Here is a 26,422-nt window from a genome sequence, read left to right as displayed (position 1 = left end):
CGTCGGTCCACCTCACCACACATCTTCACGAGGTCCCTGTTTTTGTAATTCCGTGTATTGAGGGGCGGATGGAGAACGAGGGGCTTGCTGCGCAGGCGTCAATGTATGGGTCTATCCTGCCTGCGACCTGGTCACTGATGTTGGCGTTGCGTGCGCGGGGTCTTGGTTCCGCTTGGACCACTCTCCATCTTGTCTATGCGCGAGAAGTCAGCAAGCTGTTGGGAATTCCTGACGGCGTGAGCCAGGTCGCGCTGCTTCCGATCGCGTACTTCAGAGGCGCGGACTTCAAACCCGCGAAGCGCCTGCCCGCTCCCGATCGCACTTACTGGAACGAATGGGACTCATGCCGGGTTCTAAATCAAAAGTAACGACGGCCCGCCTTTCAAACCCGGAACGAATTTCCGCGCGATCAGCTGGCGGAATGCTTCGCGGGCTTCTGTAGCAGGCCAGCCCTGCGCTTGTCTGCTTCTCGGCCGCCTTCTGCGCCAGCGCGTGTACTCCGCGGCGATGCCGCGAAGCCGGAGTTCGTTGCACAGCTCCACTACGCGCTGATGTTGAATGCTGATCTGACCTCCGCTGAGATTAGTTCCTCGTACACCTGCAGCGAGTGCTGATAGCCGTGCGGCGTCGGTATCGGACGTTTTGAGCGAGCAGGCTGAATCAGTCCGGGCCACGGACTTGGCATCGGCTGCAGACGCTCGCGCTCCAACTCGAGGCGCATCAGCGGCACCTCACCGGTGGTCGCGTGCAGGCGGGCGTTGGTCTTGGCTCGATACGGCTGCCAGAACCGCGGCAAGGAGCCGTAGTGACGCGCGAAGTCGAGGAAAGTGCGGTTGCAGCGATGCAGCCCCGGCCCGTATCGATCCCGATCGGTCACCACCGTGCGCATGTTGTCGTAAAGCACCTCGCGCGGGATCCCGCCGAAGTAGTAGAACGCGCGCTCGTGGCAACCGAGCAGCGTCTCCAGCCGTTCATCGGTCACGAACTCGACGAAAGTCGCGCTCCAGCCCAGCGTGGCGATGAACGCCGTCAGGGATCTCCACCGCTTCCTCCGCCACCAGCGTGGGACCCTCCCGTTCGGAGCAGCCCACGCCGGGATGGGTCATATATGGACCGCTCCCCAGCGCAACACTGTTCGTAGAGTCTGGTGAGCAATGTGTCGGTTGCAGTCATATATCCGGCCTCTTAGTGGGGCGACCTTGGTGTGCCCCGGGCCCAGATGGAAATCCGCGCACTTTCGCCTGATCAGTTTTACGGCCTCGCGGGCCTGACCCACCTATCAGGTTTGAGAAAGTGCCGGTCCGACCGGTTCGCCATCAGCTCTCCGCTACAGCCTGCGCAACCTCGGGCTGGCGTTGGTCGATAACTCTCACCCTTTGTGAGCAGCGCCCACAGCACTCGCGCATTCTTATTCGCCAGTGCCACCGCCGCCACGTTGCTTCCGCGCCGGAGCTTGAGACGGCCGGCCCAGACACCGCGCGCGGTACGCCGTCTTTCAATCGTTCGCATGGCCGATCGCGCACCGTGAACCAGCAGCGTGCGCAGATAGCGAGCGCCCCGCTTGCTGATCCCGAGGAGGACCGTGCGGCCACCGCTGGCGCGATGGCGGGGGACCAATCCGAGATAAGCAGCGAGCTCACGCCCGCTTCTGAACTCACTCGCGTTGCCCACCGCAGCCACCAATGCGGTCGCGATCAGCGGCCCCACGCCTTCCACTTCGGCTAGCCGGTGGCAGCGTTCATCGTGGCGAAAGAGCCGTTGGATCTGTAAATCGTATTGGTGCAGCCGCTCCTCGATGAACTTGAGCCGCTCGCCGCTCTCTCCGAGCAGTTCGCGCATCACTCCGCTGAGCCTGTTATCGTGGTCTTCAAGGATGAGGGGCAAAGCACGGCGCAAGTGAGCAACACCTTGCGTGATCACGATGCCGTATTCCGCCAGCAAACCACGCACCTGATTCACCAACGCGGTACGTGCCTTCACGAGCTGCTGACGCACTCGATGAACCGCTTGCACATCTTGCTGGGCAGCACTCTTGACCGCGACGAAGCGCATCGATGGTCGGCTGGCAGCTTCGCAGATCGCCTCGGCGTCACTGGCGTCGTTCTTGTTGGCTTTGACGTAGGGCTTTACGAACCTGGGACCGATGAGTCGCACTTCATGACCGAGCTTCTCGATCTCGCGTGCCCAATAATGCGCGCTCGCGCACGCCTCCATCGCTACCAGGCACCGCGGCAGGTTGGCAACGAAGCGCAGCAACTGCGGCCGCGCGAGTTGTTTGCGCAGCACCGCCTTCCCGTTCAGATCGCAGCCGTGAAGGCGGAACACGTTCTTTGCCAGATCGATCCCCAGCGTAGTAACTTTCATCTTCGGACCCTCCTCGCTCTGTCGTCGATGGTCGAAGCTACCATCGTGGCCCTCTGAGGCCGTTATCCAGCGGGGAGCGGTCCATCCCATCAGTTTTGCATCGGCGGCAACACCGCCTCCAACGCATCTTCGACAAACGCCAGTCCCGAGATCACGACTGTGTCCCACAGCGCCTCGCGCGCCAACTCCCGCAACGGCAACCTCAGCTGCCGCGGCGTCCCGCTTTGCTCCCACTTCCCTTTATTGCCATTCTTCCTCATGGCGGCATTCCTCCTCTTTCCCAACCCGATCCTTCGATCGGGCAAGGTTTGCCGCCACTCAAAATTCAACAGCGCTTAGGACATCCCGGCCGCGGCGGTTTCAAGTACGCCAATAGCAGGGAAACTTGTACGCCAAATAATTGGGAAAGTGACAGCGAGCTGTCACTTTGGGAATTAAATGGCGCGGACTTTTATGCGCTATTTGGCGTAGCGCCGGGATGACTGCCTGGGTGTGAAGCTCCGCCTCGGCACTTCGCGCGGTCGCTCACCGATAGCGTGATGCGAGTTTGTTAGGCATTCCACTCTGGGCCACGCGCGTCCGTGCTTGCTGATACTCGGTGATGACCTTGGAATCTTCGACCCCGGGGACGCAGATGAGCTCGCCAGCCTTCAAAGCGGCAAGCGCGGCCTGGACCACATCCTCCGCGCTCATCGGCGCAACCGGCGAGCGGTCGGGGTCGATGCCCTGAATCCAGTGGAACTCCGTGCGCACGGTCCCGGGCAGAGCACCTGCACGCGCACGCCGGTCCCTGCGAGCTCGCTGTGCAGGAGCTCGGTGAAGGTGTTGAGGAAAGCCTTGGTCGCCGCGTAGGTAGCGCGCGCCGGCAGAGGTGGAGAAGGAAGCGACCCGCTGAAAGCCAGTAGGGAGGAGACATTGATGATCGTGCCCTGCTTGCGCGCGATCATGCCGGGCAACGCCGCGCGCGTGAGCCGCGTTGGCGCGACGATTTGCAGTTTAATCTGCTCCTCCGCCCGGGATGGGTCTAATTGCACGAACGGCATGTAGGCGCCGAAACCCGCGTTATTGACGAGCATTCGGAGCGCGTCGTCCCCCGCAACACGTTGCTCGACTTGGCGCAGGTCCGTGGCGTTGGTTAGGTCGGCGACGAGAATGTCAACGTTCGTTTCATGCCTGGATCGTAGCTTCGTGGCCAGCTCCTCAAGACGCTCCCGTCGTCGCGCCACGACTTTGGCTACGCGCAATGGGGGCCGTGGCGCAAGCTGGCACAGACGGCATCGGAAACGGACGTTATCAGCAGCGCGCAACAGCTCGCGGAACAGGCGGTCCGCTTCGGCATTACTTCGTTGCAGATCATGTCCCTCCTCCCGGCCAGCCGTTACGTGGCGGCGCTTAACCGCGCGAAGCTGCCGATTCGCATCCGCGTGATTCGATTCCCGCCCACCGGCGCTGACTTCCGGGACTGTTAGCGACGGGCGCGATCTGCCGAAGCAATCGGAGCCGGCTTCGGGAGTTACTTTCAGCGGCACCAAATGGCTGCTTGACGGGACACCGCTCGAACGGCGAGCCGCTTTGCGAGGGGAATATCGCGATCGCGCGGGATGGTCAGGACAGTTCTATCTTCCCGAACAAGAAATGCGGGCGATGCTCCGCGAGTCGATTGAAGATGATGATCAACTGCTCGTCCATGCAGTCGGCGACAGAACCGCCGAGTCGTTTCTGAACGCGATGGAATCGCAAACCAGACACGTTGATTGGAAGCCCCGGCGGGTCAGGATCGAACATGGCGACGGCCTGCTTCCCGATCTGATTCCCCGCGCGCGCGACTTCGGCGTGATCATCGTCCAAAACCCGAGCCACTTCGCGTTCAGGGACATCTTTGCAGAACGCTATGGAGATCAGTTCGACTACTCGCCCGCGCGATCGCTGATTGAGGCAGGTATTCCATTCGCGCTCGGCTCCGACGGTCCGTTGAATCCGTACCTGAACCTGATGTTCGCCGTGATGCACCCGGCACGCCCGTCTGAGGCAATCACAATCGAGCAGGCAGTCGAAGCCTATACGCGCGGCTCCGCTTTCGCGGAGTTTCAGGAGAATGAGAAGGGCATGATTGCACCCGGGAAGCTTGCGGATCTCGCGGTCCTGTCGCAGGACATCTTCACCGTGCCGGTGGGCCAGCTTCCAGGCACTGAGAGCGTGATGACAATGACGGCAGGCGAGATCGTCTATAGCTCGGGGGCGCTTACGACGGTCGACTGAGCGATATCTGCTAAGCCGTACCTTCGCCGTTGTTCGAAAGCTGCCGACTCTCACTTCGGCCTCTCTCTTAACAGCATACATTAGAAGGAGCGACGCGGGGGAAGTTCCCCTGTCGCCCCCCTGATCAAGCAGCGCCAGGGTGGGTCAACTTTCAGCCGGCGTTGACAGAGGTCCAAACCATGGAAATCGATTTCGCGATAGCATCGAAGATCTCGGTCGTGCATGAAGTTGACGATGCTTGCGGTTCCTTCCATCCGAATCTGCTCTACCCAGTCCGCGATTAACGACTTTACGCTACCGGGAATTGGTTGACCGCTTCCGCGATATCTGGGGTGGTGCCTGAGTGGTCGATGAGCGCATGCGAGAGCGCTCGGAACGACCCATGCAAGGAGTTCCGAATCGTCACCGGACTCAAGTCTTCGGGCCAGCGCGCGCATCTTGTTGGCTATCTCCGACCGTTTCGCTTCGATCTCTGTTTCCAAGCTGATGGTCTCTGCGCTCGGCCGGTTCAGAGCTTGCCCTCATTGGCTAACGCAACGAAGGTCTCAAGCGAAAGTACCTTGACGGCTTCACTGCCGACGAGATGCTTTTGGATTTTCTCTACGTAGTACGCCCTGAGCGTCCAGCCGGGTCCGCCAAGAACCACGTAGCCGCGTTTGTAGCTCGGAGTTTCCCTGATAGCTTCGGCGAGGCAGATGATCTCAAAAGGGACCTTTTGTTCGGCGGTGCCCGAACTCTGCTGCCATTTCATCGAGATTAGGAACTCGTCGTCCGACTTCTCGGCGGCTATATCCACTTTGTGCCGTCCACCGCCTGGGCGCGAGCCTACAAGCACCTGCTTGCGGTATGAGTAGCCGCCGCGTTTCAGCGCTGGTAGCACCATGCTTTCAAGAACGGCTCCAGTATTTGTATTTCGCCCCAACCCTTTAATCGAGACCGCGGGTCGCGAGCACTTCCTTCGCGGGCGATCTGTCTCCGGTGCAGTTGATCATGCGCGGTGCGTCAATCATGCGGAGCTTGAACCCAAGCTTTGCGTACAGTCGGAGGATCCGATCGGTGGCCTGATTCGACAGGATGGTCGGCCCCCGATGCTTTGACAACCACTCCGCCAGCCGAACCTGGTCGTCCCAACTGAAACCCTCCTTCGAATACGACCGGAATTCCACGTCGTACGGAGGATCAGCATAGAGGAAGTCGTCGGGCTCGACCGAGACCTGTTCAAAGTCCCCGGTCGAGAATTGCCAGTTGCCAAGGATGCAGCGGTAGCTGCTGAAATCGCGCCTATAGTTGATGCGTTTGTATCGACCAAATGGGACGTTGAACTGGCCGCTCGAATTGAAGCGGCACAGGCCGTTGTAACAGGTGCGGTTCAGGTAGTAGAAGAGCGCCGCCGCTTCGGCGGACGCGGCTCCGCCATTGGAAATGAGCTGGTTGAAACGGCTCCGGTGCTCGTAAAAGAGAGCCTCGCGGTTGGCGAATTCGAGCCTGTCATCTACTTCGAGGCCGCGCTTCAGCCACGAATAGAAATGCACCGCGTGTGGGTTGATGTCGTTCAGAAGCGCGCGCTTGGGACGCAAGCTCAGGGCGACGGCCAGACCACCGCAGAAGGGCTCGACTAGACGGCTGTGCTGGTGCGCCGTCCATAGTTCGGCCAGGTGGGGAACGAGCCACCGTTTGCCGCCTGCCCATTTGAGAGGAGGTCGAACTGGAATCGTCTGTTCCCGCAGATCCGCAACCGCCGCCATCGCGCCTTCACCTTTACCCTAGCGCAGGGTCAGAGGCGAGAGTTGGCGCCTCATGATTTGCCGGCGTGCTGAACGTCTGTGGACGGCCCTCGATGCGAAAAACGATTCAGGTTACCCCTCGCCGATTCGCTCAAGGAAGCGTCGGACCAAAACACGGTCGAACCGGTATCCACTCGATTGCATCTCCGCGATGATCGGGCGAACCGCATCGACGAGTCCCAACCGTTTCGCTTCGGCGAGGATGCGCAGCGTCCCGATCACGTCGATTCCCCAGTCAATGGCGACGCGTCGGGCACGAATTTCGTCAACCAGCAATTGCGCGCCTCGCTCCTTGGCAAGGGCGATCGCTTCGCGCTCTCCTTCATGCAAAACGTTCGGCAGGCCATCAACAATTGAACGATCTGCGACAGAGACTTTCTGAATCCACGCGGCTTGAGCCACCTCGGCCGCGCCCGGCATACCGCCTTTCTTTAGGACAATCTCGTCGTAGACAGCGTCGGGGATTAGCAGGGAGCCGGCAACCTCGTGGAGAAGGGAAAGCCGACCGATGCGGGCGAAGATAATGATTGGGCCGGCATCGGAGACGATCATGCGGCGCCGCTACGCTTGACCTCGGTGGCGAGCTCGCGATCGAGTTCCTCTGTGCTCATTCGAACGGCCGGTACGTCGTAACGCCCCATCACTTCGAGAAGCTCCCAGCGTGCGAGTCCCAAAATGGCTGCGGCTTGCGCCTCCGAAAGCCTGTCGAGCCGTAACAGCTCCATTACGAGCGCCTCGCGTACGCGGCTGGGCACTTCCGATTCGTTCCAGCCAAAGCCACCGACCACCTCTTGGGGTAGGCTTACGTGAAAATCCTTCTCAGCCACAGGACTTACCTCGTTTGGTCTCGATGCGACCGGGCGCAGCGCCCAGAGAAGTATCATACGTATCATACGCTCGCGGATGGCGCCGTGACCACGGCTCAAAGCCGACTGGCAGAGCCTTATCGAGTTTGCCCCACGTGGGGCAAACTGTACCGAAACGGCCATTTCGGGGCACATTTCGGGCGGAAAAACCTAAGATTTTCTGGACTTTCTTGGGGGTTCAAATCCCTTCTGCTCCACCAACGAGTCTCCTATCTTGGCCAAATTGGGCTAACAAGCTGAAAATGGCACAATTTCGCGTCCTTCTTCGGCTGCGAAGGACCCGGATAGCGCTGCCGGAGAGCTGCTACCGGGCAAAATCGCCGTATCCTATCCCGGTACGGTTTGCCTAGGTCATTCCTCCACTGGCGCCATGCCTGGTCCCTGATCCACTACCCAAAACGCGAATCCGGTCGCGCTACTCTCAATAGCATCGAATCGTTCTGGGCGTTGCTCAAGCGTGGCATCATCGGCACATACCACCACGTCAGCCGGAAGTATCTCCCGCTCTACCTCGCGGAGTTTCAGTTCCGCCACAACAACCGCAAGAACCCGGACATCTTCGAGGAAGCGGTAGGATGCTGCTGAAGCACGGCAACTGGCGGGCGCTTCAGAGCAAGCCCACAGACGCCAGCGAGCCGATTCAATTGGAATTGCGGTTACCGCTTTCACGACAGCTTCCGCTGACTGGGCTTTCGCCCAATCTGAATCTGAACGACATACGCAAAGTTGAAAAAAGCCGGTAGGGCGCTTTCCACGTTTTGCCGGAAAACCAAAATCAGAGCCGATGATTTCCGCTAGCGTCCTTGCAATAAGATCGGCGTCAGGGTGGCCCGCAGGCGCGCGTACTGCGATGCCGGGGTATATCTCAGCCCAGACCTGATCGGGCGATGATTCTTTCGATTGCTTCCAGCCTGCCTTATTGAAGACGGCGATCAGTTGCTCCGCCAAATAGAAAGAATCTGGAAACTCCGAACATTGGATTGATATGGTCCGCTGCCCAACTTCCTAAATCCAGTTCGTCGCAGCGGTCTAATGATTAGGGCTTCTTGATCTACTGATAGGAGCGGCCATTCGCGTTGTTCGCGCGCTTCAACTCTGGCGCGCAACTCTTCGATCTGAGCCTTCGCGGCCTCAAATGACCGCCGCCGGATCGTCGCCCGTTTGCGTTAATGTTCTGAGTTGCCGAAAGGTCTCCCCGCCGAACAAGGCGAGTGCATCCATCCTGCCCGCCAGATTGCTCTGTGCGCGATCTAGTTCTGTCCTAAGTAAACCCACCTGAGATTCCAATTTGCGCTGAGCCAAAAAATCCAACACTGCCGATATACCCGTGAACAAGATCAGCGCAATCCCTCCCGCAACCAGCAACCACCATCGGGAATCAGAGATTTTTCCTGCGATTATAATGATGACGGCCACGTCGTAAACGACCCAACAAAGGACCGCGAGAATCGCCCACATGATCTCTCCCTAGCGCGATGAATAATAGCCGCCGAAGAGCGCCGCCAGCAGCACCCCGAGCGGGGCGCCGACCTGAACATAGCCAGCGTAGCGGGCGCGAGATAGCGGCGGCATACTCTCGGCGATCAGACTTTGCCCGGCGATTCGCCGCCGATCCCGAGCGCCGTGAACCCGCGATACAGCAGCAGGCTGCTCAACGAGTGCGACCATCCGCACAACGTAGTGCCGACTCCATAGATGAGGACGGTCGCGATAATGACCGGCTTGCGGCCGAAGCGATCGCCGGCGAAACCGAACGCGACCCCTCCCAGCGCGGTCATCGCCAGTGATAGACCGAGCGCCAGCGACGACTGCGTATTGCTCAGGTGCAGGTCGCGCGCGATCGGCATGAGCAGAAACGAGTAGAGAATCAAATCATAAAAATCGAAGACCTAGGCCGCAAAGCACAATCCGACGATCCGGTAGTGGAGCGCGCCGAGCGGTTGTTCGTTGAGCAGCGGCGCCGCAGCGGTCGGCGGGGCGCGATGGCGCAAATCAGCCCCACTCATCAAATCGGCCCGGGTCTTCGCCCCGTGCAAAATCGTAGTTGGCTCGAACGCAACCGATATGGTTGGCTAGGGAGTCGGCTTTCAGCCGGAGCTTTCATGCCATCGCAGAGCATATCGGCGAACGGGCGCGGAAATTTGCTGGGAGATTAGCATGTTCAGGAGACTTCTCAGATGGCTTGTGCGCAGCGCGATCCTCGTCGCTGTTGTGTTTCTGATCGTCGGCGTGAGTCGTTATATCGCGCATCGCTACCGCCCAGGCTCGGTGCTGCAGCTGGAGCTTGACGGCCCGCTGAGCGAGCGCGCCGACGGCTCGCCCTTTGGTCGAACCCGCGCCAATGGCCTCGGGCTTAACGTCGTCCGGCGGGCGCTGCGCAGCGCGGCGGAAGACCCGCGCATCGTCGGTCTCGCGATCAAGGTTTTCGATCCGGACATGGAGCTGGCGCAGGCGCAGGAGCTCAACGGTTTGATTGACGGCTTCCGCGCGCACGGCAAATGGATCTCCGCCTACATGGAGACCGCGGGCGAAGGCGGCTTCGGCAATCTGCCCTACCTCGTGGCCAGCGACGCCGACGAAGTTTCGATGATGCCGCAAGGCGAACTCAACATCCTCGGGGTCAGCATCCGCGAGCTGTTCGCGCGCAATTTGCTGGATAACATCAAGGTCAAACCGGTCTTCGATGCGATCGGCAAATACAAAAGCGCCGGCAATATCTTCACCGAAAAGGATTTCACCCCGGCGCAGCGCGAGGAGGATGAAGCGCTGGCGGGCAGTCTCTTCGGGCAAATCGTCAACCAAACCGCGAGTCATCGCCGGCTCGATCCCGCCGCGTTGCGCGCACTGATCGAATTCGCGCCGCTGACCGCGGCCGACGGCGTCAAATCGAAGCTGCTCGACCGGCTCGAATACGAAGACGAGTTCGATGATCGGATCGAGTCGTACCGCGGCGAGCATCACGAAATGATCAACGCCACCGACTACGTCGGACCGCAGCGCGCGGCGCTGCGGATGCGCAACAAGATCGCGGTGATCTACGGCCTCGGCGCGATCGCGCGCGGCGAGAGCGACTATGATCCGATTCTCTCGCCCGGCTCGAGCTCGATGGGCTCCGACGACATGATCGCAGCCTTCAAGGCGGCGCGTGAAGATGATGCAGTGCGCGCCGTGGTTTTCCGCATCGACTCGCCCGGCGGTTCGGTTATAGCGTCAGAGCTGATCCGGCGGGCGGTTGAGCTCTGCGCCACGGAAAAGCCGGTGGTCGTCAGTATGGCCGGTCTCGCCGCGTCGGGCGGTTTCTGGGTCTCGACCCCGGCGGCGCAGATTTTTGCCGACCCCGGAACATTGACCGGCTCGATCGGCGTGCTCGGCGGCAAATTCGACGTGAGCGGCGCCGCAGCCGCGCTCGGAATCGACACCGACGCGATCTCCCACGGGGCAAATGCGGAGATGTTCGACTCCTTCACTGACTTCACACCCGCGCAAGCGAAGCTTTTCCACGATCAACTGCTCGGCGACACCTATAGCTACTTCGTCAAGCTCGTCGCCCAACAGCGGCATCTGACCGTGGACCAGGTTGACGCGGTCGCCCAGGGCCGGGTCTGGACCGGAGCGCAGGCGCTCGACGTCAAGCTCATCGACCATCTCGGCGATTTCGACGCCGCCTTGGCCGCGGCCAAGACCCTCGCCAACCTCGACCCGCATGAGCCGGTGCGGATCGTCGAACTGCCCGCGCAGGTGAGCTGGTTCGGACGCCTCCTGAGTGGTCATATCTTCGGGACCGCCTCGTGGCGGCCGCCGCATGGGCTCGAACCATTGATCGAATCGGTGCGCGAGGCGCTCGCGCGCCAGGGCGCCTATGGCCAGGCCTATTGTCCGATCAGACCGGTGATGTAACTGCGGGCCGCCCGAGCGCATCCGCTCATACCTCGATGGCGGTCGTGATAATGTAAGGGCATGCGGAGGTAATTGACTATGGAAAAGCAGCTCGAAGAGTTCCTCAACGTGTTGGGCGAGGCCGAACGCGCGGGCGGGCGCATCTTGCACGAATTGACCGATCAGGCGCAGTCACTGGACTTGCGCGAGATGCTGAAAAAGGTCGGCCACGACGAAGGCTACTATGCCGGCGAGCTGGCCGCGCACGTCCGGCGACTCGGCGGGACCGCCTCGAACAAGACCGGCGACTTTGTCGAGAAGGTTCGCGCCGTGCCGGACTTCAAGGGCCGGCTCGAACTTCTCAACCGCGGCCAGCGCTGGGTCATTCGCAAGATCGTCGAGCAGTTGCCGGCGCTTAAAGATGAGCCGCTGCAGGCGTTTCTGCGCGTCATGGCGGACGGCCACGAAACCAATATCGGCGCGCTGGACAAGGCCCTGGCCGAAGGAAAACTATAACGAGCAATCTGCTACCGCTGGTTATCCACGCGAGGTAATCGAATGAAGGCATTCGTGATGCAGGGTATCGGGCGCGTGGGCTTCGCCGACAAGCCGATCCCCAAGCCCGGTCCCAACGACGCGATTATCAAGGCGACGCGCGCGCTCATCTGCACCTCCGACGCGCATACTGTGCACGGCGCGATCGGCCCGCGCGAAAATCTCACGCTCGGGCATGAAGCGGTCGGCCTCGTGCACGAGGTCGGCGCTGCGATCACGCATTTCAAGCCGGGCGATCGCGTCGTCGTCGGCGCGATCACACCGGATTGGGGCGATCCGGCGGCGCAGGCCGGCTATCCCTCACAATCCGGCGCGGCCCTCGGCGGATGGAAATTCGCTAATACCAAGGACGGCACTTTCGCCGAGTATTTCCACGTCAATGACGCCGACGCGAACATGGCGATTATCCCAACTGGAGTCAGCGACGAAGCCGCGGTCTACTGCTGCGACATGATGACCACCGGCTTCAAGGCCGCCGAGAACGGCGACATTCCGATCGGCGGCGCAGTCGCGGTCTTCGCGCTGGGCTCGGTCGGCCTGATGGCGATCGCCGGCGCGCGCCTGCGCGGCGCGGGCCTGATTATCGGCGTCGATTCCGTGCCGAAACGCCAGGAGCTGGCGCGTCAATATGGCGCGGATGTTATCGTCGATCACACGCGTGAAGATGTCGTCGCGCGCATTCTTGAGCTGACCGGCGGCGCGGGCGTCGACGCGGCAATCGAGGCGCTCGGCGGCAATGAGCCCTTCGCCAATGCGATCAAAGTAACCAAGCCCGGCGGTACCATCTCGAATGCCGGCTATCACGGCAAGGGCGACTTCGTGAATATCCCGCGGCTCGAATGGGGCGTCGGCATGGCCGAGAAGACGATTCGCACGCTGCTCTGCCCGGGCGGGCGTCTGCGGATGGAGCGGATGCTGCGGATTCTGCGAAGCGGCCGCCTCGATCCCACTAAAATGACGACCCACACCTTCAAGTTCGATCAACTCGAACACGCCTTCGAGACCATGGACAAAAAACTCGACGGCATTATCAAGCCGCTGATCACGTTTTAGGGAGCCACACCGTGAAACCACGCAATTTCGAGATGATCAAAACCAACGGCGTCACGCTGCGCACCGTCGTCGAGGGCAAGGGGCCGCTGGTGATTCTCCTGCATGGCTTTCCGCAATGCTGGTATCTCTGGCGTCATCAGATCGATCCGCTCGTCACGGCCGGCTATCAGGTGGCCGTGCCGGATCAGCGCGGCTATGGCGGCAGCGATCGGCCCGAAGCGATCGAAGCCTACAACATTGTCGAGCTGAGCAACGATGTCGCCGGCCTCGCCACCGCACTCGGTCACGAACGCTTTATCGTCGTCGGTCACGATTGGGGTGCGCCAGTCGCCTGGCATACTGCCTTGCTGCATCGTGAACGAGTGCGCGCCGTCGTCGGCATGAGCGTGCCCTACACGCGCTGGAAGGCTCACACCTTCACCCGGCAAGAGACGTTCGGGGATCAGTTCTGGTACATGGTTTACTTTCAGAAACCGGGGGTCGCCGAGGCCGAGCTCGAAGCCGACGTGCGCAAATCGCTGCGCATGATGTACTACGCCATCTGCGGCGAGGCGCCCCCGGGCTTATGGACGACGCCCAAGCCGGCTTCCGCCAAACTGCTCGACGGCATGATCGATCCGCCGACGCTGCCATCGTGGCTCACCGCCGAAGACCTCGATTACTACGTCGCGCAATACGAACGGAGCGGCTTTCGCGGGCCGATCAACTGGTATCGCAATATCGATCGCAACGTCGAGATTACCCCGCAACTCGAAAACGCGAAGATCGAACAGCAGGCGTTTTTTATCACCGGCGCCAAAGACCTCGTGCTCTCATTTGCCGGCGGCCTCTGGATGAACGAGATGGACAAGTGGGTCCCCAATCTGCGCGGCAAGGTGATAATCGACGGCGCGGGACATTGGGTCCAGGCCGAGCGCCCAGCCGAGACCAACAAGGCGCTGCTCGATTTTCTCGCTACCGTGGCTTAGTTCGCCGTGATGCCTAAGGCGCCTTGGCGCTGCTCCAACGGGCCGCTTGATCGGGCTTGTCCGCTACCGCCCTGGCGTGCACGATAGACTGGTTGGAGGCTGCGTCACTTATGGCATCACGGCCTGTCGGCAACGGCAACATCTCATTCGGACTGGTTTCGATTCCAGTCAAGCTCTTCTCCGCGACGCGCTCGAAGTCGGTAAGCTTCAATCTGCTGCATGCCAAAGACTTAAGCCGCATCCAGCAAAAGATTTACTGCCCGGTCGACGACGCGATTATCGAACGCAGCGAGCTCGTGCGCGGCTTCGAGGTCGAAAAGGGCCGCTACGTCACCTTCACCGATGAAGAGTTGAAGGCGATGGAGGCGCGCAATGACCACGCCATCGAAATTACGGAATTCCTGCCGATCGCCAAGGTCGATCCGGTCTACTTCGAGGAGGCCTACTATCTCGGTGCCGAGCCGCTCGCGGCCAAGGCCTATCGCCTGCTCACCGACGCGATGGCGGAAACCGGCCGCGTCGCGCTCGGTCGTTACACGATGCGCGGCAAGGAACATCTCGTGATGATTCGGCCGAGCGGTAAGGGCTTGATGCTCCATACCATCTACTATGCGGACGAGGTCCGATCAGTCGAGGACGTTGATCAGGCGGCTAACGAGGCGCCCAAAGCAGCAGAGCTGACGCTTGCCAAGCGGCTGATTGACGAGCTGACCGAGAAGAACTTCGAGCCGGGCAAGTATGCCGACAACTATCGCGAGCGGGTGGTCGAAGCGGCGCAACGCAAAGTCGCCGGCGAGGAGGTCACCGCGAGCGCGCCGGAGCCGCGTCGCGGCCAAGTGATCGATCTGATGGCGGCCTTGAAGGCGTCGTTGGAAAAGCGCGGCGCGGCGCCTGCGAACGAGGCTGCCCCTGCGGACGAGGCGGAAGTCAGCGAAAAGCAGGTGGCGAGCGCCGGTGGTCGTGCTCATCCGCGCGCTCGCGCGGCGACCGCCGGCGCGCGCCGCCGCACCGCCAGCAAAAAATAACGCTAGCGGGAACGCCGAGCCCCTACATCACCTCGATCGCGTAGTCGCCGCGCGGCGCCACCTCGCCGATAATCGCCGCGTCCATGACGCCCTCCCGATGCAGATCGCTCAGCAGGGCGAGCGCGTCGCGGCCCGCCAGCGCGATCAGCAGCCCGCCGGAAGTCTGCGGATCAAACACCAGCGCGCCGACTTCGTCCGCGACCTCGTCGGAAATCTTGACGTGCCGGCCATAGAATTCGCGATTGCGCGTACCCCCTCCAGGCACCATCCCCTCGCGGCATAACTCGATCGCACCCGCCATGATCGGCAGATCGGTCTCCTCGATCCGCAGCGTCACGCCACTGCCATCGGCCATTTTGAAGCCGTGACCGGCGAGGCCGAAGCCGGTCACGTCGGTGGCGGCATGAACTTCGTAGTTGAGCATCGCCGCCGCTGCCGCGGCATTGAGCTCGATCATCGAGCGCACCGCGGCGTCGTAATACTCGCGCGCCAGACGATCACGCTTGAAGGCGGTCATCAGGATTCCGGTGCCGAGCGGCTTGCTCAGGATCAGCGCGTCGCCAACCTGCGCGCCGACGTTGCGGATAATCCGGCGCGGATTGATTACGCCGGTCACCGCCATGCCGAACTTCACCTCATCATCGGCGACGCTGTGGCCGCCGACCACGACCGCCCCGGCCTCGCGCGTCTTCGCGGCGCCGCCGCGCAGGATTTCCCGCAGCATCTCGCCCGGCAATCCGCTCTGCGGCCAACAGACGATATTCAGCGCGGTTAGCGGCTTCCCGCCCATCGCATAGATGTCGGAGAGCGCGTTGGCTGCCGAGATTTGCCCGTAGGTGAAGGGATCGTCCACCACCGGCGTGAAAAAATCGACCGTGTTGACGAGCGCCAGATCGTCGCGCAGACGGAACACTCCGGCGTCGTCGCCGGTCGTAATACCGACGAGCAAATCGGGATGGCTCCCGAGGTCAAGCCGCGCGAGTGCCGCTTCGAGGTCCGCCGGACCCAGCTTGCCGGCTCAACCCGCCGCCTTGCAGCGCGCCGTCAGGCGGATCAGCTCGCCGCGCGTCGCGTTGTTGTCCTGCTCCTTGCTCATGCTGAGCGCAAGTCTATCGCCGAAACTTGTGGCGGCTCAACGCGCCGCGTGCCGCAGCCCACAAGCGGCCTATGTGCAGCTACTCCCGATGGCGCAGCTTGCGCAGATCGCCGACGCGCGTCGTCACGCCGCTGTGGTCGAAATGATCGAGCAGCAAAATCGCGAATTTGCGCGACGCGTCCAGCACGTCGCGATAGGTCGCCGCGCTGATCTCGCCGTCGCGCTTCAGCCGTTCGAGTAGTTTGGCCTGCGCCGACTCGAAGGGCTCGCGCGCCATATAGAAGTCGGTCGCGATCTTGATCACGCGTCCCTCGCGCTCGATCGCGCCCAGCACCGCGCGCAAGCGCGCCATCGCCGACGCCGGCATCTGCAAAGTTTCGGCGAGTTGCTTCAAATCCGGCGGTTGATAGCCCGCCTCGCGCAGAATCCGTTCAACCCGCACGCCGAGCTCGCCCGTATCGCCCCCGAGCTGCACCTTATGCGACTTGAGCCGCACGACGCTCTCCTCGCGCACGAGATCAGTTTCGCGCGCGAGCCGTTCGAGCAGCGCCCGAAAGGCGCGCGGCGCGACTTCGTAAGGTAGTTGCGTGCGCAGCGCTTCCATCTCGAGGCCTGGTGCTAGCGGCTCGTCGCGATGATGGCGAGTCAGCGCCTCCAGCGCTGCGCGTTTGATCTCGTTCCATTTGACCGCGGTCGTGAAACCCTCTTCATCGCCGAGCGAGAGGCGGATGAAGCGCGCATCCTTGAGCGTCTCCGTGAGCTCCGCGACCGGCGCGTCGAATAGCTGCGCGAGGATCGGCGCGGTCAGCGCGAGCCGTTCCTGCAAATTGAGCATCGCCTCGACAGCGGCGGCGTCCCGCCCCCTACCCAGCGCATTCAGATTGTTGAGATAGGCTTCGAGCGGCCGCCGCGAGCGTCTGCCCAACGGGTTGAGCACCACGCCGCCGCCAATCGTGCGCACGTTGGTTTCGTCGCGGACGACGAAGCGATCGCCGGCCAGCGCGACGACCGGCTCGTCCAGCACCAGCTGCACCAGCGCTGAGCGCTTGGGCGCGATCTCCGTCGCCTCGCCGAGCACGATCACACGGCCGATCGTCTCGGCCGCGCCAATATAGAACCGCACCCGCTGATTGTGCTTGAGCGCGCGCTTCGCCGCCGGACGCACTTCGAGCCGCGCGTCGAGACGGCTGGTCGCCAGTTCGAGGCGCTCGTCAGCGAGGACGTCGCCGCGCTTGAGCTCAAGCTTCTCCGCGCCGCTCAGGTTAAGCGCCACGCGCTGACTGAGCCCGGCGCTCTCCACTGTTTCGCCATGTATCTGGAGCGCACGCACGCGCACCTCGCCGCCCAGCGGCAGCAGCCGCAGCTTCTGGCCCAGCCGCACCTCCGCGCCCATCGCCGTGCCGGTAACGACTACGCCGTGACCCTTCATCACAAAGGCGCGATCGAGCGGGAGGCGGAACAGGCCGGTCGCGCGGCGCGCCTGAAAGCCGTCGAGTTGCCGCTCAATCTCCCCGCGCAGCTCGTCGATGCCTCGTCCTTTTAAGGCCGCGATCGGAATAATCGGCGAGCCTTCGAGGCAGGTGCCATCGGCGAGAATTTCGATCTCCTCGCGCACCTCGCGGAGCCGCGCTTCATCGGCGAGATCGGCCTTGGTGATCACGAAGATCCCGCGCGAGACGCCCAGCAGATGCAGGATGTCGAGATGCTCTTCGCTCTGCGGCATGATCCCGTCGTCGGCCGCGACCGTGAACAGCACCAAGTCGATCCCATGCGCGCCGGCGAGCATGTTGCGGATGAAGCGTTCGTGTCCGGGCACATCGATCACACCTGCCTGCGCGCCGTCGGCCAGCGTGAAGTACGCGAAGCCGAGATCGATCGAGATGCCGCGCTCTTTTTCCTCCTTGAGCCGGTCGGTGTCGTGACCCGTCAGCGCCTTGATCAGCGCGGTCTTGCCATGGTCGATATGGCCCGCCGTGCCAATCACGGCATGAACAATCTGAGGTCGCATACTCTGGCTCAGCAGTGTTAGGTTGTTGAAAAAATCCCTCGGCGAGCGGATCGATGGCGCGTTTTATCGACGGGACAAACTTACGCGTCACCAGTCGCGTAGCCGATAGACCTCAGGCCACTCGCCGTCTGGAATGAATTTCGTTCGCAGAGGAGAGATTCGCCCAACCGGAGCCATCACGACTAATTCCATTCTGCCGTCGCCGCTGAAGTCAGCGGGTTGCGTACCCTCATACCACACTGTACCGGCGGTTCCGGCGGCGCCGAATCCTTGGGATCTGAACTTTCGCGGCGCATCCTGCCAATAGATCATGAGGTTGGCGACGTCAGGGCCCGACGCATAACCGATCGCTAGTTCGTATTTTCCAGCGCCCGCCGGGTACCAATGATAATCCCAATCTAAGCTGGACTCGCGGCCAAGAGTAGCAGTATCAACTCTGAGCCCGGCGAAGCGAAGAAACTCCCTGATTCTTCTATCCTCAGTCGCGGACTTTTCAACAAAACCTCGCTACTTCCAACTGCACCGACCTACTTTGTCATTCTGAGCGCAGCGAAAAATCCCGGATCTTCTCACCACCGACTCCCTCAGAATCACCTTGCCGCTTTTACTAGTCCCAAGCCGCTCTTGTCATTCCCGCGCGCGCATCAACAAAACGCGGCGCTGCCGGCAAGCCGTGTGGGAAGCGCTATCTCGCGCGGGAGGAATCTCAAATTCTTCAGAAACCGGGATTAGACAAGGCCCCTACTTCATCTGATCGGTAAACATCTTCATGTCGAAGTAGTCGCGCCACGCCTTGATCTTGCCGTTCGCCGTAGTCTCGAAGACTCCCGCCACCGGCAAGGACATGCGCTTGCCCTTGACCTCGAAGGAGTCGACGCGCTCGTTCAGGACCACACCACCGACCGTCGCGGTATGCAGAATCTTGAACTCGACCCAGGTCGTGCCCTTCATCAGCCCCTCGATCGTTTTGCGGATCGCGGGCTTGCCGGTCGCCACCGGCAGCGGGATGTTGTGATAGGTCGCGTCGTCAGTAAAAAAATCCATGATCTGATCGATATTCAGCCGCGCCCACGCTTTGCAGAATTCACTGACGATTGCTTCAGCTTCAGATGCCATTTTCCTTTTCTCCGTCTCGGGTTGCGCCGCTCTAATCCTGATCGAGATAGAAGCGGTCTTCATCCTTGTTATAGCCGAAAAGCTCGGCGAAACGCCCCCAGTTGACGATCGTCGTGAACATTTTTTCCGGCGGCTCATTCGGCAGCAGCATCGCCAGATGTTGGAGCACGACCTCTTTACTCAGCGCGCGATCCTCCTGGCCATGCAGCAGCCGCACCAGATAACTGAAGAGGCTGTGCTGCTTGAGCTGTTGGCGGATGATCAGCTTGCGCCCGTTCATGTCGCTGGCCAGGAACTGGCGGCCCAGCGGCTCGAGCTCGACGTCGCCGGCGGGTGTTGCGACCAGGCCCAGAATCTCCGCCGCCTTCATCACCTTGAGCAGATCGCCAAACTTGAACTGAAGATCGCGCGCGATCTTGTAGCCGTCGTCGCGGCCGCCCCGATCCTCGAGCGTCTCGAGCAGCCCGAAGATCCACGTCAGCGGGATATCGGGAATCGGGTTGATACCCGCAGCCGACGCCATCAGGAACGCTCCTCGATCAGCGAGAAGACCTTGTCGGTCAGCGTATTGAACTCCTCCCGTCGCCGATCGCGCGGCCGCGCCAGCGTCACCGGCAGATCCGCGACCAGGCGTCCCGGATGGGCCGACAGCACCAGGATGCGATCGGCCAGCTCGACCGCTTCTTCGATCGTATGCGTAACCATCATGATCGTATGCACCGGCATGTCGCGGGATTGCCACAGGTCGAGCAACTCCTCGCGCAAGGTGATCGCAGTAAGCGCATCGAGCGCCGAGAACGGCTCGTCCATCAGCAGCAGGCGCGGCCCCACCGCCAACGCCCGCGCCAGCCCCACCCGCTGTTTCATGCCGCCCGAGAGCTCACGCGGGTAGGCCTCTTCAAAGCCGCCGAGACCGACCTTATTGATGTACGCCCCGGCGCGTTTTTCACGCTCGGCCAGCGGCACGCCCCGCGCCTCCAGGCCCAACTCGACGTTGGCCTTGACCGACAGCCACGGCAGCAGCGCAAACGACTGGAACACCAGCGCGCACTCCAGATTGATCCCGTCAACCTGCCGCCCCTGGTACAGCACCTGTCCCGAGGTCGCCGGCATTAGCCCGTTGACGATGCGCAACATCGTCGATTTGCCGCACCCGGAAGGCCCCACGACCGCGACGAACTGTCCTTCATCAATGGTGAAAGAGATATCTTCGAGCACCGGCAGACTGCCTTTGCCGTGCGCGAAACTCTTCGCGATATGCTTGAGCTCGAGCAGAGCCATGGGTCGGGGAGATCCGCGTCACGCATCGGTTTTGCCCATTCAGTAATCGATTCGATAGCGTTCGGTCGCCAGATCGTATAGCCGGCGCCAGACCAGCCGATTTAACACTATCACGACCAAAATCATCGAGAGCAGCGTCAGCAAAATCATCTGTCCGTTGTACTTCTCGTAAGTTGCAACATCGAGCATCGCGCCCAGGCCAAAGACTTTGTGGGTAACGCCCCGATAGGGAAAGTATTCCGAAAGGATCAGCGCATTCCACCCGCCGCCCCATGCGGTGATGCTGCCGGTCAGCAGCGAGGGTGCAATCGCCGGCAGTGTGAGCTTGCGCCAGCGGGCGATGCGGCTGAGGCCCATCGAGCGCACGGCTTCCTTGAGATCGGCGGGAATCTGATTGACGCCGCCCAACAGGTTGAACAGCAGATACCACTGCATCCCGGTGAGAATCAGCAGGATAGAGGCGAGGTTCATGCCGCCGGTATACCGAATCACAATCAATACGATCAGCGGAAACAGCGCCGTCGCCGGCACTGAACCGATAATCTCCGCAATCGGCGCAATAGCACGAGCGAAACGTTGATTTTCGCTCGCATAAATCGCGCATGGAATCGTCCAGCCCAGTGAAATCAGATAGGCGATCGTCAGACGAATCGTCGAAGCCAGGGTCGCCGCCGGAATCTGCGCCGCGATCGCAGGCCACGGCGCCGAAAGCGTTCGCACCAGCGCGATCGCCCCCGCGATCACCCCGTAGACCAAGAGAAAAGCGAAGCCTGCCATCACCATCAGTCGCACGAGCCGGCCCGCACGCACAATTGCCGGATGAGCCGCGAGATTAAACGGCGCGGTTGCGCTGAGCGCGCTCCGCAGAGCGCGGATCACCGGGGTGAAGCTGAGGCGTACCGCGCGCACCAGCGCCGGCCCAATCGCAGAAACCGCATCCAGCCCCCCGAGCGAGCGCATCGGCTCGGGACTCGCAGCAAATTCGTAGCGGAATTTTTCTGCCCACACCGAGAGCGGCTGCCACATCAGCAGGTCCATCGTGACAATGATCGCCAGTAGTGCGAGCAGCCCGGCCACGATCTCCCCCGAACGTCCCTTGTCCGCCGCGGTAATCAGATAGCTGCCGAGGCCGGGTAGACGGTACGAGGTGGGTCCGGCGGTGATAATTTCGCAGGCAATCAGGTAGTACCAGCCCGCGACCCAGGAGAGGATCGAGTTGTAGACCAGCTTGGGAACGCATGCGGGCAGCAGCAGTCGCCGGAGTTTTAGCCATGAATTCGCGCCAAATGCGCCCAGCGCTTCCATCGAGTCGTTGGGAATCGTGCGCACCGACTCGAAGACGCCAAGCACCATGTTCCAGGCCATGCTGGTGAAAATCAGGAAAATGGCCGCGATCTCGACGCCGAGACGCCCGGGGGCCAGCGCAACGAAGAAAAAGATTGCGGCCGGGAAAAATCCGACCACCGGCACCGATTGCGCAATATCGATAATCGGAATCATGACGCGCTCGCGGGCGCGACTGTGCGCCGCCGCGATTCCATAAATCAGCGAGAAGACCAACGCAATCAGATAGGCGGCCAACATGCGGTAAAAGGAGCAGAACGCATAGTAAGGAAGCTCGCGCGCATCGACACTCAGGCGCGGCGGATGCGGCGCCGGCTGGTAACGCCGATAGGTGAAAAAAAGCGCGATCACCGCCGCGAGCGCGACAAACGAAAAGGCCGCGCCAAAGAGGCGCTGCGTCATGCTCCGCGAATTTGCCATCGTCCGATCCGGGCATTGTCCGCTCCGGAAAGAGGGCCAGAATAGCCCGTCGCGATACCCGGTTGGAACCGCATTGGTTACGGTATGGTTAACTCGCGCCACCACGCGCTCCGGCTTGTGCGAGTGCCAGAGGCTTTGCGAGGATACCCGTCACTAAATGGAGGTGCTGCCGATGGCTGGTGCGATGGAGCATGTTTTGAGCGGAATCCGGGCGCTGGATTTATCCCGCGCGCTCGCGGGTCCAAGTTGCACGCGGATGCTGGCCGAGATGGGCGCCGAGGTGATTAAGATTGAAGCGGCGCCGAATGGCGACTTCGTGCGCGGCATGTCGAAGCTGCGCGGCAACGATCGCAGCCTCTATTACATCCAGCAGAACCTTGGCAAAAAGAGCGTTTGCCTGAATATCCGTGATCCGCGCGGGATGGCAATCGTCACCGCGCTCGTCCCCAAAGTCGATGTGGTGGTCGAGAACTTCAAACCCGGCACGATGGCCGAAATGGGCCTCGGTTATGACCGCCTCCGCGAGATGCGCAAGGACATCATACTGTGCTCGATCTCCGCACTGGGGCAGACCGGTCCGCTGGCGAAGCTGCCCGGATACGACTTCATCGCGCAGGCCTACTCGGGCGTCACTTCGATGATCGGCGAGGCCGGCGGCACACCCTACATTCCGCTGGTCGCAGTCGGCGACGTGAACACCGGCGTGCACGGGGCGCTGGCGATCCTCGCCGCGTTGCGCCATCGCGATCGCACCGGGCGCGGGCAGCATCTCGATGTCGGTCTGCTCGACGTCTACTACCACTGTCACGAAGTCAGCGTGCATCAGTACAGCGGGAGCAATGGCCAGCTCAAACCGTCGCGCCAGGGTCCCCATCTCAATTACATCGCGCCGGCGGGAGTCTTTAAGGCCAACGGCGGATGGGTCGTCATCATGGCCTTCCTCCATCACTGGAAGGATTTGTGCAAGGCGATGAACCGGCCCGAGCTCGTCGATGACGCGAAATTCGGCACCGATCCGGGCCGCCTGGCGAATCGTGCTGAGCTGATCAAAATGATCGAGGATTGGCTCGCCACTTTTCCGGATCGCGATAGCGCCGTTGCCCACATGCAGAAAAATGCCGTACCCGCAGCCCCGGTGCTCTCGATCGAGGAGACTATCAGCCATCCGCATCATCGTGCGCGCGGCACCGTGCGGACGATCGAGGATCGCTTCGTCGGCAAGTTCGAGATTCCCGGGATGCCGCTGCGCTTTTCGGAGTTCCCCAAGGATCTGCCGCTCGAAGCCGCGACGCTCGGCCAACACAACCGCGAAGTGCTGCGCGATCTGCTCGGCCGCAGCGAACAGGAGATCGAGGAACTGCGCGCGGCAAATGTACTGATCGAGGGCAAATATTGATCGCGATTGTTTTCGCTGGCGTTAATTAGAGGAGGCGACGATGCCAACGTTCACACACGGCGAGGTTTCGCTCTACTACGAGGAATTCGGCAGTGGGTATCCCATCCTGCTCTTCGCACCGGGCGGGATGGGTTCGGCGATCGAGTTCTGGCATCGCAGTCCGTTCGATCCGACGAAAGAGTTTGCCGCCGACTTTCGCGTCATAGCGATGGATCAGCGCAACGCCGGCCGTTCTCAGGGTCCGGTAACCGCCGCCGATGGCTGGCATACCTACGCGGCCGATCATCTGGCGCTGCTCGACCATCTGAAGATCGATCGCAGCCATATCATGGGCGGCTGCATCGGGTCGTCCTATTGCCTGGGTCTGATCAAAGCGGCACCGTCGCGGATCAGTGCCGCGGTGCTGCAAAATCCGATCGGATTGCACGAGAATCGCGCGGCGTTTCGCGAGATGTTTGACAATTGGGCGGGCAAACTGCCGGCTCCGCGCCGGATCAGTGACGGCGATTTTGCGGCCTTCCGCGAAACCATGTACGGCGGCGATTTCGTTTTTTCCGTGTCGCAGGATTTTGTGCGCTCGTGTACAACCCCGATGCTCCTGTTGTGCGGCGACGATCTCTATCATCCCGCGCCGATTTCCGACGAGATCGCGCGGCTTAATCCGAGTATCGAGGTAGTTAAGTCGTGGAAGAGCGCCACGAGTGCGCCCGCAGCGGTGAAGCGCGTGCGGGAGTTTCTCAAACGACACTCGAGCTGAGGCGCGCGCGCCGCCGGATTAATCGATCGCGAGGCTCGCGAACGAAACTGCTGATTCGGTCTGCGGCTCCATCGCGATGTCGTGCATCAGCAGGCGCGCCTGATGCCCGCGCAGTAGTTCAAGCTGCGTGTACATCGGCGAGAGGCCGCAAATCTTGCGCGCGTCGCGATCCTTGGCGACGTCGGCGAAGAAGCCGTCCGGATCGCCGCGTTTGATATTCTCGATGAGCGCGAGGTCTGCGCTCTTTACCCACTCAGCGATTTTATCGTCGGCCTTGAACTGGTCGCCGAACTTTCTGCCGACGTGCGCGAAATCCACCCCGGCAATAATCAACACGCGCCGCGCTTCGGCGGCGAGTTCCGCGCGGAGCGCGTCGATAAAACCGCGCACGCGCTCGTCGAGAGCCGGGCTTTCGCCGGCTCCGACCATTTCGTGAAACGAGCCGACCAGGATCGGGACGATTTTGTAACCCGCTGTGCCCAGCGCCCAAGCCAGAAACAGGGCCTGAAATTCGATCGAGTGCTCGTTGCGATGGAGAATTTCCTGAGCGAACAAACCACCTTGAGTATAACGCGCGGCGAGGCGGTCGACGAAGGCGCGATCGGTCGCGACCGCGCCGAGCGGCGTCGCGTAGTCCTTGCGCGTGGCGGTGAAGAGCTGCGCGCCCATACCATAATGGGAGGTTCCGAGGATGATCACCAGTTCGGGACGCTCGCGCGTCAGCAGTTCGCCGTAGGCGTGAGCGTATGCGGCGCCGCCGCGCCGCGGATCGATATGCGGCGAGATCAAGCCGCTCAGCGCCGCACCGTCGGCGCGCGGCGGCGGGATTTCTCCGGGTGCGCCGGGACGCTGAAAGTAGCTCGCGATCTCGGCGCGGAGCCGGGTCGGATCGTTCTCGTAGGCGAGACCGGCCAACGCGGCGGGGCGCTGCGGCGCACGGGCGAACTCCTCGTGAATCTCGCGCACGCGATCGGCATAGCGCGGCGAGTCGAGAAAATAGCCTTGGTCGAGCGCTTCGATCAGGCTGTTTAGATGTTCCGAGGGGAGAAGATCGCCAAAGCGGCGCGTGAAGGCGGCCTGAAGGTCGAGCAGCGTATTGGCTCCGTCAAAGAGTGTCACGAGAAAATAGGCGCCCGTGCCGATCGCGATGGGCGCCGGCGCGATGCCCGCGGGGTCGCGCAGCATGACGTAGGTCTGGCCCTCTTGCTCGATGGGCACTGCTTCGACCGGCCGAATCCTGGGTTTATCCATCGAAATTAGCACCCCTCCGAAATGCGCAGCCCTCGATTTTTCGCGAAGTCGCTCCGACTCTACGGTCCCATCCGATGCGGGGCAAACCGTCGCCGCGGTCGGTAGTGGGTCAGTTTGAATTTTCTTTCTGCGCGGCTTCCCAATCGTCCACGATCCGCACGATATCGCTCAAGTCCCAAAGCTTCTCGGTTACGCCAGCTTGCATCGCGGGCGTAACGCGCAACGTCTGATGGAAGCGCACAAAATTGTAATGCATGAAGTAGATCGAAAGCGCGCGCATATGGTTTTCGAGCTTTTTGCTGAAAGCGTTCGTTAAACGCGTGAACCGGCGCATTCCCATCCGCATCGAAAGATTCTGCCGTTCGACGTAGCTGGTCGAGATATGCTCCGGGTCGGGGCGTCCACGTATCGCCTGCGGATCTGCTCCTAAACAAATCGGCGGGCTGTAACGCTTCTCGGCTTCCGGCGCAGTCCCGTATTGTTTGACCAGCATGGCGTAATCGATCTGCCGGTCAAAGGCTTCATCGACGGCGTTCAGATAGGCATGGTGGCCATCTGTGGTTAGCTGGACGCGATTGCTGAGCCTGCTCGCCAGATCGGTCATAAACGAATAGGCCGCGTCGCCGTCGCGCCGTCCGAGATACCAGCTAACGATCAGCTTGGAATCCGCATCAATCGCCGTCCACGTCCAAACGTCGCCATAACCAAACTGACCGCGCTTCTCCTCCGGGACGTTCTTCTGCTTGCTGTAAACGAAAGACCAGATTTCGTCAGCTTGGATGCGCTTGCACGGCAGATTGCGGAGCGCTCGATCCTGATAATCGAGACAGGCGTTACCAGCATCCGCGAGCAACTTGGCGACAGTGTTCTTGCTCACGCCCGTCATGCGCGTGATCGCGCGGATGAACACGCCCTCTATCATCATGCCAATAATTGCCGCGCGACGTTCCGTGGTCAGCTTGTTCATACTGACCATTATGCTTGACCGGCTAGGTAATGTCAG

Annotated in this window: 27 protein-coding genes and 3 pseudogenes; 11 read left to right on the top strand and 19 right to left on the bottom strand. The window is 61.5% G+C overall.

The genetic code is table 11. The features are described from left to right. The coding region (locus tag VKS22_06475; GenBank protein ID HLW70248.1) for a nitroreductase family protein at nucleotides 1–368 on the top strand (368 nt) is incomplete at its 5' end. Between the two features lie 173 nt (nucleotides 369–541). On the opposite strand, the pseudogene VKS22_06470 reads toward VKS22_06475, so the two are convergent. The 5 genes and pseudogenes from VKS22_06470 to VKS22_06450 all read right to left on the bottom strand — a co-directional run bounded on the left by VKS22_06470 (nucleotide 542) and on the right by VKS22_06450 (nucleotide 3,893). Further along, a pseudogene (locus VKS22_06470) lies at nucleotides 542–1,033 on the bottom strand (IS21 family transposase). A 326-nt stretch (nucleotides 1,034–1,359) separates the two neighbouring features. Further along, a pseudogene (locus VKS22_06465) lies at nucleotides 1,360–2,364 on the bottom strand (IS110 family transposase). A gap of 89 nt (nucleotides 2,365–2,453) precedes the next feature. After that, nucleotides 2,454–2,624 (bottom strand): hypothetical protein, encoded by a 171-nt coding sequence (locus tag VKS22_06460; GenBank protein ID HLW70247.1) that lies wholly within the window; start codon nucleotides 2,622–2,624, stop codon nucleotides 2,454–2,456. 265 nt (nucleotides 2,625–2,889) lie between these two features. Then, entirely contained in the window at nucleotides 2,890–3,057 is a 168-nt protein-coding gene (locus VKS22_06455; protein ID HLW70246.1) for a hypothetical protein, read from the bottom strand. Next, complete coding sequence (locus VKS22_06450; GenBank protein HLW70245.1) at nucleotides 3,054–3,893, bottom strand: SDR family NAD(P)-dependent oxidoreductase; 840 nt, start codon at nucleotides 3,891–3,893, stop codon at nucleotides 3,054–3,056. Before VKS22_06450 ends, VKS22_06455 begins: the two co-directional genes overlap by 4 nt. Between VKS22_06450 and VKS22_06445 the strand changes: the two genes are divergently transcribed. Then, a complete protein-coding gene (locus VKS22_06445; GenBank protein ID HLW70244.1) occupies nucleotides 3,814–4,623 on the top strand; it encodes an amidohydrolase family protein in 810 nt (269 codons plus the stop codon). The two genes, VKS22_06450 and VKS22_06445, sit on opposite strands and share 80 nt — an antisense overlap. A 508-nt stretch (nucleotides 4,624–5,131) precedes the next feature. On the opposite strand, the gene VKS22_06440 is transcribed toward VKS22_06445, so the two are convergent. The 4 genes from VKS22_06440 to VKS22_06425 all read right to left on the bottom strand — a co-directional run bounded on the left by VKS22_06440 (nucleotide 5,132) and on the right by VKS22_06425 (nucleotide 7,234). Beyond that, nucleotides 5,132–5,545, bottom strand: a complete 414-nt coding sequence (locus VKS22_06440; GenBank protein HLW70243.1) for a PD-(D/E)XK nuclease superfamily protein — start codon at nucleotides 5,543–5,545, stop codon at nucleotides 5,132–5,134. A gap of 4 nt (nucleotides 5,546–5,549) precedes the next feature. Continuing rightward, entirely contained in the window at nucleotides 5,550–6,368 is an 819-nt protein-coding gene (locus VKS22_06435) for a Dam family site-specific DNA-(adenine-N6)-methyltransferase (GenBank protein ID HLW70242.1), read from the bottom strand. A gap of 111 nt (nucleotides 6,369–6,479) precedes the next feature. Next, a complete protein-coding gene (locus VKS22_06430) occupies nucleotides 6,480–6,959 on the bottom strand; it encodes a DUF3368 domain-containing protein (protein HLW70241.1) in 480 nt (159 codons plus the stop codon). Next, nucleotides 6,956–7,234: a UPF0175 family protein gene (locus tag VKS22_06425; protein ID HLW70240.1), complete on the bottom strand. Its 279-nt coding sequence runs from the start codon at nucleotides 7,232–7,234 to the stop codon at nucleotides 6,956–6,958. Before VKS22_06425 ends, VKS22_06430 begins: the two co-directional genes overlap by 4 nt. Before the next feature lie 462 nt (nucleotides 7,235–7,696). Here VKS22_06425 and VKS22_06420 point away from each other — a divergent pair. Then, a pseudogene (locus VKS22_06420) lies at nucleotides 7,697–7,858 on the top strand (transposase). Then, nucleotides 7,849–8,016, top strand: coding sequence for a hypothetical protein (locus VKS22_06415; GenBank protein ID HLW70239.1), 168 nt, complete (start codon nucleotides 7,849–7,851; stop codon nucleotides 8,014–8,016). Before VKS22_06420 ends, VKS22_06415 begins: the two are co-directional and overlap by 10 nt. A 388-nt stretch (nucleotides 8,017–8,404) precedes the next feature. Here the strand turns inward: VKS22_06415 and VKS22_06410 are convergent, their stop codons facing one another. Together VKS22_06410 and VKS22_06405 are read right to left on the bottom strand one after the other, a co-directional pair. Further along, complete coding sequence (locus VKS22_06410) at nucleotides 8,405–8,731, bottom strand: hypothetical protein (protein ID HLW70238.1); 327 nt, start codon at nucleotides 8,729–8,731, stop codon at nucleotides 8,405–8,407. Between the two features lie 125 nt (nucleotides 8,732–8,856). Further along, nucleotides 8,857–9,144, bottom strand: coding sequence for an MFS transporter (locus tag VKS22_06405; protein HLW70237.1), 288 nt, complete (start codon nucleotides 9,142–9,144; stop codon nucleotides 8,857–8,859). 286 nt (nucleotides 9,145–9,430) lie between these two features. Between VKS22_06405 and sppA the strand changes: the two genes are divergently transcribed. The 5 genes from sppA to VKS22_06380 all read left to right on the top strand — a co-directional run bounded on the left by sppA (nucleotide 9,431) and on the right by VKS22_06380 (nucleotide 14,750). Then, complete coding sequence (gene sppA / locus VKS22_06400; GenBank protein ID HLW70236.1) at nucleotides 9,431–11,170, top strand: signal peptide peptidase SppA; 1,740 nt, start codon at nucleotides 9,431–9,433, stop codon at nucleotides 11,168–11,170. A gap of 78 nt (nucleotides 11,171–11,248) precedes the next feature. Then, entirely contained in the window at nucleotides 11,249–11,665 is a 417-nt protein-coding gene (locus tag VKS22_06395) for a DUF6306 domain-containing protein (GenBank protein ID HLW70235.1), read from the top strand. 42 nt (nucleotides 11,666–11,707) lie between these two features. Further along, on the top strand, nucleotides 11,708–12,757 hold the full coding sequence (locus VKS22_06390) for an NAD(P)-dependent alcohol dehydrogenase (GenBank protein HLW70234.1): 1,050 nt from the start codon (nucleotides 11,708–11,710) through the stop codon (nucleotides 12,755–12,757). An 11-nt stretch (nucleotides 12,758–12,768) separates the two neighbouring features. Continuing rightward, a complete protein-coding gene (locus VKS22_06385; GenBank protein HLW70233.1) occupies nucleotides 12,769–13,725 on the top strand; it encodes an alpha/beta hydrolase in 957 nt (318 codons plus the stop codon). Nucleotides 13,726–13,835: 110 nt separating this feature from the next. Further along, nucleotides 13,836–14,750, top strand: a complete 915-nt coding sequence (locus VKS22_06380) for a Ku protein (protein ID HLW70232.1) — start codon at nucleotides 13,836–13,838, stop codon at nucleotides 14,748–14,750. Nucleotides 14,751–14,772: 22 nt separating this feature from the next. Here VKS22_06380 and selD read toward each other — a convergent pair whose 3' ends face one another. From selD to VKS22_06350, 6 genes are all read right to left on the bottom strand, one after another. Then, nucleotides 14,773–15,846, bottom strand: a complete 1,074-nt coding sequence (gene selD, locus VKS22_06375) for a selenide, water dikinase SelD (GenBank protein ID HLW70231.1) — start codon at nucleotides 15,844–15,846, stop codon at nucleotides 14,773–14,775. A gap of 79 nt (nucleotides 15,847–15,925) precedes the next feature. Beyond that, on the bottom strand, nucleotides 15,926–17,854 hold the full coding sequence (gene selB, locus VKS22_06370) for a selenocysteine-specific translation elongation factor (GenBank protein ID HLW70230.1): 1,929 nt from the start codon (nucleotides 17,852–17,854) through the stop codon (nucleotides 15,926–15,928). Nucleotides 17,855–18,595: 741 nt separating this feature from the next. Further along, entirely contained in the window at nucleotides 18,596–18,970 is a 375-nt protein-coding gene (locus VKS22_06365) for a limonene-1,2-epoxide hydrolase family protein (GenBank protein HLW70229.1), read from the bottom strand. Nucleotides 18,971–19,001: 31 nt separating this feature from the next. Further along, a complete protein-coding gene (locus tag VKS22_06360; protein HLW70228.1) occupies nucleotides 19,002–19,493 on the bottom strand; it encodes an AAA-associated domain-containing protein in 492 nt (163 codons plus the stop codon). Beyond that, on the bottom strand, nucleotides 19,493–20,251 hold the full coding sequence (locus VKS22_06355) for an ABC transporter ATP-binding protein (GenBank protein HLW70227.1): 759 nt from the start codon (nucleotides 20,249–20,251) through the stop codon (nucleotides 19,493–19,495). The genes VKS22_06360 and VKS22_06355 overlap by 1 nt, the downstream gene beginning before the upstream one ends. Nucleotides 20,252–20,290: 39 nt before the next feature. Next, nucleotides 20,291–22,015, bottom strand: a complete 1,725-nt coding sequence (locus VKS22_06350; GenBank protein ID HLW70226.1) for an ABC transporter permease subunit — start codon at nucleotides 22,013–22,015, stop codon at nucleotides 20,291–20,293. Nucleotides 22,016–22,172: 157 nt separating this feature from the next. Here VKS22_06350 and VKS22_06345 point away from each other — a divergent pair, with 157 nt between their 5' ends. Continuing rightward, nucleotides 22,173–23,411, top strand: a complete 1,239-nt coding sequence (locus VKS22_06345; GenBank protein HLW70225.1) for a CoA transferase — start codon at nucleotides 22,173–22,175, stop codon at nucleotides 23,409–23,411. Nucleotides 23,412–23,451: 40 nt separating this feature from the next. Further along, complete coding sequence (locus tag VKS22_06340) at nucleotides 23,452–24,168, top strand: alpha/beta hydrolase (protein HLW70224.1); 717 nt, start codon at nucleotides 23,452–23,454, stop codon at nucleotides 24,166–24,168. 18 nt (nucleotides 24,169–24,186) lie between these two features. On the opposite strand, the gene amrB is transcribed toward VKS22_06340, so the two are convergent. Together amrB and VKS22_06330 are read right to left on the bottom strand one after the other, a co-directional pair. Further along, entirely contained in the window at nucleotides 24,187–25,419 is a 1,233-nt protein-coding gene (gene amrB / locus VKS22_06335; GenBank protein HLW70223.1) for an AmmeMemoRadiSam system protein B, read from the bottom strand. A gap of 109 nt (nucleotides 25,420–25,528) precedes the next feature. Beyond that, nucleotides 25,529–26,386: a DDE-type integrase/transposase/recombinase gene (locus tag VKS22_06330; GenBank protein HLW70222.1), complete on the bottom strand. Its 858-nt coding sequence runs from the start codon at nucleotides 26,384–26,386 to the stop codon at nucleotides 25,529–25,531. Between the last annotated feature and the right edge of the window lie 36 nt (nucleotides 26,387–26,422).

This window comes from Candidatus Binataceae bacterium, assembly GCA_035308025.1.
Lineage (GTDB): Bacteria > Desulfobacterota > Binatia > Binatales > Binataceae > JAJPHI01.
The sequence above is the reverse complement of the archived record's forward strand: the minus strand, read 5'-3'. Positions and strand labels throughout refer to the sequence as shown.